Origin of the sequence: Mycobacterium sp. E3305 (assembly GCF_001666785.1) — a bacterium.
Classification (GTDB): Bacteria; Actinomycetota; Actinomycetes; order Mycobacteriales; family Mycobacteriaceae; genus Mycobacterium.
In genome coordinates this window covers 1-7,782 of the sequence record NZ_LZJA01000234.1, presented here as the reverse complement: position 1 = coordinate 7,782, position 7,782 = coordinate 1, and the positions used below count along the sequence as shown (strand labels likewise).

Genomic DNA, 7,782 nt, shown 5'->3' with positions numbered 1-7,782 from the left:
CCCCTCGTGATAGTCGGGATAGCTGAAGAGATAGCCGACGACTCGGCTCCAGCCATTCCCGAGCGATCCGCGGGACCACCACCGCGGCCCACCCCACCGCCCCCGCGGCGCCGACGCGGCTGGCGCCGGTGGGTCCGGTCGCTGGCGTCGATCCTGGTGATCGGCTCGCTGCTGGCCGGGATCGCCGTCGTCTGTGGGGCCGTCTGGTTCGACAGCCGGCTGCACCGCGACGAGATTCTCACCGACTACCCCGGACGACCCGGGCCCGGCCGCGGCACCAACTGGTTGCTGGTGGGCTCGGACAGCCGCCAAGGACTCAGCCCCGAACAGCAGGAGGACCTGGCGACCGGCGGCGACATCGGCAGCAGCCGCACCGACACCATCCTGCTGGTGCACCTGCCAGAGTTGTGGTCCGGCGGGCGGGTGACGCTGGTGTCGATACCGCGCGATTCCTACGTCCCGATCCCCGGCCACGGCAAGGACAAGATCAACGCCGCCTTCTCCTTGGGCGGGGCATCCCTGCTGGCGCAGACCGTGGAGGAGGCCACCGGGCTGCGCCTCGACCACTACGCCGAAATCGGATTCGGCGGATTCGCCGGGGTGGTCGACGCACTCGGCGGGGTGACGATATGTCCGACGACGCCGCTCAACGACCCCTTGGCCGGGATCGACCTGCCCGCCGGTTGCCAGAAAGTCAACGGCCGCAACGCCCTTGGATACGTCAGGACGCGCGCCACCCCACGAGCGGACCTGGACCGCATGGTCAATCAGCGGCAGTTTGTGGCCGCGCTGCTGCAGGCCGCAGGCCGCCCGGCGGTGTGGCTCAATCCGTGGCGCTGGTACGCGGTGCCGCGCGCCGTGGCCGACGCCCTGACCGTTGACCGCGGCGACCACGTGTGGGACCTGGCCCGCCTCGGCTGGGGGCTGCGCGGTTCCCCCACGACGTTGACCGTCCCCATCGGCGAGTTCACCAACGGCGACGCCGGATCGGTGGTGGTGTGGAACCACGACGAAGCGAGCCGGCTGTTCGAGGCACTGGCCGCCGACGGGCCGGTGCCCACCAATCCGCCGGACTAACCGCCCGCGCGGCCGTTCTCCAAGTACGCCTTGGTACGGCCCGGGTGGTGGGTGGCGAGCCAGGCCACGCCGACGTCCCGGCAGAAGTCGAGGTCCTCGTACTCGTCGACGTTCCAGCAGTACACGGCGCGGCCCTGGGCTATCGCGCGATCGGCGAGTTGGGGATATTCCTTCAACGTCGCCAGCGACGGCCCGACGGCAGTGGCGCCGACGGCGGTGGCCGCGCCGCTGATCAAGTAGCGCGCCGTCTTGCCGAGCAGCACGGTCGGCAGCAGCGGCGCGGCTCGCCGGATCCGCCAGACCGCGGCCGCCGAAAAGGACATCACCACCGCGCGGGACCGGTCGGCGGAGGCCGGCGCGGCGATGCCGAACCGATGCAGTAGCGCGAGCAGCTTGGTTTCCACCAATGAGCCGTACCGCACCGGGTGCTTGGTCTCGATGAACAGCTTCACCGGCCGATGCCAATCCAGGACAAGCGACACCAGGGCGTCCAGCGTCAACAGGCTGGTGTCACCGTGCGTGCCGTCTTCACGCCAGCTGTCGTGCCACGCCCCATACTCGAGCTCACGCAACTCGGCGAGGGTCATGGTGCTGACCAGGCCGGCCCCGGTCGACGTCCGGTCCAACCGGCGGTCGTGGACGCAGACCAGGTGGCCGTCCCGGGTCAACCGCACGTCGCATTCCACGCCGTCGGCGCCCTCTTTGAGCGCGAGATCGTAAGCGGCCAGCGTGTGTTCGGGCCGCGCCGCCGATGCGCCGCGGTGGGCCACCACAAAGGGATGCCCGGCGAGCACCTCCTCGGCCCACGTCATACGCGTAATGCTGCCGCTTCCTGCCCTTCGAACTCAACCGGACGCGGCGTCGGCGCCCGATCTTCGGAGACCACAACCCAGCGGTGCGCGGGCCGTTCGACGGGTTTGCGCTCGAACCCTTCGAAGACCCGGGCCGCCGCGGCCACCGTCACCGCCGCGAGCAAGTAGGCGAAAACCATCGTGATGGTGTTGTTCGCGATGCCCTGGGCGTCCCTGGCGAAGCTTGTCGCCATGGCGAAGACGGAGACCAGGTAGCTGGCGACCCACGCGATCCACCACTCGACGACGGAGCGGCGGATGCGGCCGTAGTGCTGCTCCAAAATCGCCAGCTCGATGACGAAAACCGGTGCCCACAGCAGGTTGGCCAGCGGCACCACACACCCTGCCCACAACGCCCGCGTGGACCGCGGCTCCGGCAGGCCGTGATGCGCGAACGCCGCCGCACGCCGGGCGATCAGCCACAGGATGAGGACCGCCCCGGAGGCCAGCGTGGCGGCGATCGCGGCCACGCTCGCCAGCACGCCGAGCCAGTCTGCACCGGCCGCGACCCACGAGTTCAACAATGTGTTCCGGTTGACGATGAGCAGCACGTAGCGCACGACGTAGACCAGGGCGGCGATGCCGAGGACGAGCACGCTCACGAACAACGTGGTGCGAATCGTCGGGGCCGATGGCCCCGGGCGGGTCGGGGCTCCGGCGGCCGCGGCCGTAGGTTCGACGCGATCTGCGAGGCTCCACCGCGGCATCACGGCGTAGCGCGGCGTCGGGCCCAGGGGACGCCGTCCACGCCGGGGAGGCGGCGCGGCGCCGGGGCGCACCGCGATCCAGCGAAAGCCCGGCGGCAGCCTTGGCGGGGTGCGCTGCCAGCCCCTGGCCGCGGGCGGTCGGCTCGCAGGCGCGGCGTTGTGTGAGCCCCACCGTGGGTCGGGCGCCGGCGCATCGGCCAGCGGCGCCATCAGGGCTCCCCGGCAACGTGGACACCATTCGCGCTGCCGTTCGCGGACGTTCCACCGAGTGCCGCATTGGGAGCACACCTGGATCACCGGACCAGCGTAGCCTCGCGGCGATCCGCTCCGCGTGCGGCGAGCGGTGGGGGTCCCGCGGATCGCTCGGGAATGGCTGGAGCCGAGTCGTCGGCTATCTCTTCAGCTATCCCGACTATCCACAGTTTCCACAGGTTTATCCACATGCGGGTTTTGGGTAAGGGAACCATTACTACAGCTTTTCCGGCTAGCGGTGGTTCGACATGTGGATAACACCGCTGCGTTGACGCATGCGATAGACAGCCCAGAACGGTCGCCGAGCGAAATGGATTGTCTTGCTAAGCAACCGCGGGGCCCCCGCGATGGCGCCCTCGGCTGGGTCTGCCCGGCGTTCGGCGCCAACCCGCAGTTCAGAGAGTCATTTTCCAAGCCCGCCCCGAAGCGCTATGATCGCGTTCGCGCGAAAATTGTTGTGACTCACCTCACTGCCGCGAGGTGAGGGGCGGGTGAAAGGCGATTGATGGCCACGCATTCGTTCGGTCCGGGTTCACCGGCCCCATCGAAGTCGTACTCGGGCTCGCCCGCGTGGAATCACAGCTACAGCGTTGCCGCGTTACGCGCCGGGCTCATCGCGCTGGCGTTGCTGGCCGTTCTCCTTCTCATCGTTCTGTCTTGAATCGACGCTGAACGGGTATTCGCCTTCCGGCTCATCGCGGTCATTCTTGCGGTCCGCGCAGTCATGGAGCAGGGTTGTCTACGGCTGGCTGCCGCTTGGCAGGCTTGCGAATGAGCGTTAGAAGACAATCGAAGAAAGGAACGCCGTGGCTGAATACACCCTGCCCGATTTGGACTGGGATTACGCAGCGTTGGAACCGCACATCTCGGGGCAGATCAACGAGATCCATCACAGTAAGCACCACGCCACGTACGTCAAAGGCGTGAACGACGCCGTCGCCAAACTCGAAGAGGCGCGCGCCAACGACGACCACGCCGCGATCTTCCTGAACGAAAAGAACTTGGCGTTTCACCTCGGCGGCCACGTGAACCACTCGATCTGGTGGAAGAACCTGTCGCCGGACGGCGGCGACAAGCCGACCGGCGAGCTCGCCGCCGCGATTGACGATGCGTTCGGGTCGTTCGACAAATTCCGCGCCCAGTTCAGTGCCGCCGCCAATGGACTTCAGGGTTCGGGTTGGGCGGTCCTGGGATATGACACCCTCGGCAACAGGCTGCTCACTTTCCAGCTGTACGACCAGCAGGCCAACGTCCCGCTTGGCATCATTCCGTTGCTGCAGGTGGACATGTGGGAGCACGCCTTCTACCTGCAGTACAAGAACGTCAAGGCGGACTACGTCAAGGCGTTCTGGAACGTCGTCAACTGGGCCGACGTGCAGAAGCGGTATGCGGCCGCCACGTCGAAGACCAATGGACTGATCTTCGGCTGAGTCCCACCTCGAATCGACACGGGCGTCGCGCGGCTTGCGCGGCGCCTTTGTCGTTTGCGCGGTCGCCGATTGGGCACTCCGAGAACATGTGCGCCTTTGGCCGTGTCGGGTTGCACGGCACCGAACCCGCAGGCATGCTTGGTTATTCGAGCTACCAGTGTGGTTAATCGGACGGAGGCGTCGCGCGGAGGTCGAAATGGAAACTGGGTCTGACCGCCCGATAGGGGTTTCCCCTTTCCATGCTAGTGGTGCCCTGAAAGGGTTCGTGATCTCCGGACGTTGGCCGGATTCGACCAAAGAGTGGGCCCAATTGCTCATGGTCGCGGTCCGGGTCGCGTCATTGCCCGGATTGCTCTCCACGACAACGGTGTTCGGCGCCCGCGAAGAACTGCCCGAGGAGCCCGAGCCGGGCACCGTCGGCCTGGTGCTTGCCGAAGGTACGGTCTTCGGCGAATCGGCAATCCGCCCAGGCTATTTCGCCGATCACCAGCCCCCGGCGCTGCTGATGCTGCACCCTCCATCGGAGACCACGCCGTCCTTGCCGGAATGCAACGGCGCGGCGTCGGGATGCGTCCTGCTCCCCGGATTGCCCTACCTGGGACTCGAGCATCGAGCGGCCTGGGTGGAGGCGGAAGCCGACGGCACGATCACATCGATGGTGAGCCGAGTCGGAGTCGACCCCATCAGCCATCCCGATACCGCCATCCTGGCGATGCTGCTTGCGGCATAGCCATTTACTTCGGCGTGAATTAGAAAACTCGGCTCGTTTTTGGCATCGATCGCCGCACCCGTGCGCTCGCCGGGTTTGGGCGTGCACGACGTCTGCACAACCGCCCCGCGGCCCCTTTGCGCACGCCGCCGGCGCACTCCCGCGCGCCATTCGCTTTCCCGCCCCCCGTTGCGGAAATGCCGGCGCGCGGGCGTCGCAGATGGGCCCGTCGCGACGGGCCGCCGAACACCGATTCACATATCCGGCACGTTTGCGAAGGGTGTTTTCCGGCCGCAACTGGCATTCGACAGCAAATAAGGCGTTAAGCAATCATAAATTGCTGCCCGGTTGCGGTGCGACCGCCCAGCACCTGCCCATCCTACACTTGACCCGCCCCGCCACCGACGGCCCGCCACCTTGCACCGGATGTCCAATTCTGCGGATAACCTGTGAGTTTCGCCGATTTAGTGGACACCCCAGCGAATCAGTTGGACGCTCGTCAAGTGCGGTATCGGCAAGCACCAGCTACGCCTGGACCGAATCCTGGGGGGTTTGCACCTGTTTCGGGACACAAACCCCCGCTACCATGATCAGCAAATATACCTAGGTAATAGTTCACTTCTACAGCCCAGTGGAGGTCATATCCAATGAGCACGACGTTCGCTGCTCGCCTGAACCGCCTGTTCGACACGGTGTATCCCCCGGGACGGGGGCCCCACACCTCGGCTGAAGTGATCGCGGCGCTCAAGGCGGAGGGCATCACGATGTCGGCTCCCTACCTGTCGCAGTTGCGTTCGGGGAACCGCACCAACCCGTCGTCGGCGACCATGGCCGCGTTGGCCAACTTCTTCCGCATCAAGCCGGCCTACTTCACCGACGACGAGTACTACGAGAAGCTCGACAAAGAGCTGTCCATCCTCGCCACGATGCGCGACGACGGTGTGCGCCGCATCGCCCTGCGCGCATCCGAGTTGTCCCCCGAGGCGCAAGGCGAGGTCATGCAGCGGGTCAACGAGCTGCGTCGCGCCGAGCACCTGGACGCTTAGCGGACGCCCGCGCCCGCACCCAGCCGCCCGGCCCCGACCTGGAGGGCTCCCGCCCGCCCATTCCGATTAGGGTTGGCTCACGGGATCGCGCACGCCCGAGAGCGATAGTCCACGAGATACCGGGGAGGCGGCCGGGTATGGGCCTGTTCCGCAAGCGAAAGAGTCGCGCGACGCGTCGCGCCGAAGCCCGTGCGATCAAGGCCCGCGCGAAGCTGGAGGCCAAGCTCGCCGCCAAGAACGAGACTCGCCGGTACAAGGCCGCCCACCGGGCGGAGGCCCGAGCCCTCAGGGCGCAGATCAAGGCCCAGCGGGACAGCGACCGCAACGCGCTCAAGGTCGCCGAGGCCGAACTCAAAGCGGCGCGCGAAGGGAAGATCTTGTCGCCGACACGGATTCGTCGGGCGCTCACGGTGTCCCGGCTGCTTGCGCCCATCCTCACACCGGTCATCTACCGGGCCGCCGTCTCGGCGCGCGCCCTGATAGATCAGCGTCGCGCGGATCAACTCGGGATCCCCCTGGCGCAGATCGGGCAGTTCTCCGGCCACGGCGCGCAGCTGTCCGCCCGAATCGCCGGGGCGGAAAAGTCCCTGCGGGCGGTGCAGGACAAAAAGCCCAAGGACGCCGAAACGCGGCAGTTCGCGTCGGCCATCACCGAGCGGCTCACCGACCTGTCGGCGGCTGTCACCGCCGCGGAGAACATGCCGGCCACGCGCCGCCGGGCGGCGCACGCGGCGATCGCGGCGCAGCTCGACGGGATCGAGGCGGACCTGATGGCCCGGCTCGGGTTGAGCTGATCAACCGAATGCGGCGGCCCGGCATGTCGATCCGAGCGCGGGTCTCCCGCGTCCCGGTCGCGGTGGCCGCCGCCCTCACCCTCTACGCCGTCTCGGCCGCACAGCTTCCGGCGGCGTGGGCCCACGTCCACGCCAGCAGCGACAACGCGCTGCGCGGCGCCATGGCGATCGTCACCTTCCAGGTCCCCAACGAATCGAACACGGGCGCACTGACCACCGCGCTGAGCGTCGCCCTGCCCGACGTGGCCGCGGCCAGCACCGAAACCGCCCCGGGGTGGACGGCCAGGCTGGACCGTGACGCGGCATCGGGCGCCGTGCGCTCGGTGACGTGGACGGCCGCGCCAGGAGGCGGCATCGGGGCTGACCAGTTCGCGCTGTTCCGCGTCTCGATGAAGCTGCCCGATACCGACACCGTCAGTTTCCCGGCCACGCAGACCTATTCCGACGGCACGGTCGTCAAGTGGGACCAGCCGCCGCTGCCGGGCGGTGGTGAGCCGGAGCACCCGGCGCCCACGCTGACACTTGCCGTCGGACCGGCGGCATCCCACGGCCACCATCCGTCTTCTGTCACGCCGGCCGACCAGGTGTCCGGGCCTCCGCCTAAACCCGCGGACAACACCGCCCGGATGTTGGGCGGCGGGGCCCTGGTCGTGGCCGCGCTGGGAGTCTGCCTCGGACTGATCCGCCGCCGGGCATGAGGCGGTTGGCGATTGCCGCATGCGTCGGTGCCCTCTGGCTGATCGCGACGATGACCGCGCCGGAGGCGTCGGCCCATGCCGCCCGGGTGGCCACCGATCCGGCCGACAACGCGGTCCTCGCGGCGGGGCCAGAGCGCGTGAGCGCCACGTTCAACGAACAGCTGCAGACCACGTTCGCGGCCATGACCGTCGTCGGGCCCGACGGCAATGTGTGGTCC

Annotated in this window: 9 protein-coding genes; 7 read left to right on the top strand and 2 right to left on the bottom strand. The window is 67.9% G+C overall.

The annotated features are described in order from the left end of the window. Window positions 1-18 precede the first annotated feature (18 nt). Complete coding sequence (locus tag A5701_RS22060) at window positions 19-1,077, top strand: LCP family protein (RefSeq protein WP_231972865.1); 1,059 nt, start codon at window positions 19-21, stop codon at window positions 1,075-1,077. Here A5701_RS22060 and A5701_RS22055 read toward each other — a convergent pair. After that, entirely contained in the window at window positions 1,074-1,889 is an 816-nt protein-coding gene (locus A5701_RS22055) for a glycerophosphodiester phosphodiesterase (RefSeq protein WP_067758882.1), read from the bottom strand. The genes A5701_RS22060 and A5701_RS22055 overlap by 4 nt on opposite strands. Further along, window positions 1,886-2,932 carry a DUF4328 domain-containing protein gene (locus A5701_RS29410; protein WP_082954885.1) on the bottom strand — a complete coding sequence of 349 codons (1,047 nt, stop codon included), beginning with the start codon at window positions 2,930-2,932 and terminating at the stop codon, window positions 1,886-1,888. The genes A5701_RS22055 and A5701_RS29410 overlap by 4 nt, the downstream gene beginning before the upstream one ends. Window positions 2,933-3,693: 761 nt before the next feature. Here A5701_RS29410 and A5701_RS22045 point away from each other — a divergent pair. The 6 genes from A5701_RS22045 to A5701_RS22020 form a co-directional block, all read left to right on the top strand. Next, window positions 3,694-4,317, top strand: a complete 624-nt coding sequence (locus A5701_RS22045; protein ID WP_067279219.1) for a superoxide dismutase — start codon at window positions 3,694-3,696, stop codon at window positions 4,315-4,317. 196 nt (window positions 4,318-4,513) lie between these two features. After that, on the top strand, window positions 4,514-5,047 hold the full coding sequence (locus A5701_RS22040) for a peptidase (RefSeq protein WP_067758876.1): 534 nt from the start codon (window positions 4,514-4,516) through the stop codon (window positions 5,045-5,047). Window positions 5,048-5,673: 626 nt separating this feature from the next. After that, window positions 5,674-6,072: a helix-turn-helix transcriptional regulator gene (locus A5701_RS22035; RefSeq protein WP_067758872.1), complete on the top strand. Its 399-nt coding sequence runs from the start codon at window positions 5,674-5,676 to the stop codon at window positions 6,070-6,072. 137 nt (window positions 6,073-6,209) lie between these two features. Continuing rightward, on the top strand, window positions 6,210-6,866 hold the full coding sequence (locus A5701_RS22030; protein WP_067758869.1) for a DUF6474 family protein: 657 nt from the start codon (window positions 6,210-6,212) through the stop codon (window positions 6,864-6,866). A gap of 23 nt (window positions 6,867-6,889) precedes the next feature. Continuing rightward, window positions 6,890-7,564, top strand: a complete 675-nt coding sequence (locus A5701_RS22025; protein WP_067758886.1) for a YcnI family protein — start codon at window positions 6,890-6,892, stop codon at window positions 7,562-7,564. Then, window positions 7,561-7,782 (top strand): copper resistance protein CopC (locus A5701_RS22020; protein ID WP_197499088.1); only part of this gene is annotated, 222 nt, incomplete at its 3' end. The genes A5701_RS22025 and A5701_RS22020, both read left to right, overlap by 4 nt.

Bases quoted from the DNA above. Each gene is read 5' to 3' on its own strand.
- A5701_RS22055 (WP_067758882.1), bottom strand. From the start codon at position 1,889: ATGACGTGGGCCGAGGAGGTGCTCGCCGGGCATCCCTTTGTGGTGGCC.
- A5701_RS22040 (WP_067758876.1), top strand. From the start codon at position 4,514: ATGGAAACTGGGTCTGACCGCCCGATAGGGGTTTCCCCTTTCCATGCT.
- A5701_RS22035 (WP_067758872.1), top strand. From the start codon at position 5,674: ATGAGCACGACGTTCGCTGCTCGCCTGAACCGCCTGTTCGACACGGTG.
- A5701_RS22030 (WP_067758869.1), top strand. From the start codon at position 6,210: ATGGGCCTGTTCCGCAAGCGAAAGAGTCGCGCGACGCGTCGCGCCGAA.
- A5701_RS22025 (WP_067758886.1), top strand. From the start codon at position 6,890: ATGTCGATCCGAGCGCGGGTCTCCCGCGTCCCGGTCGCGGTGGCCGCC.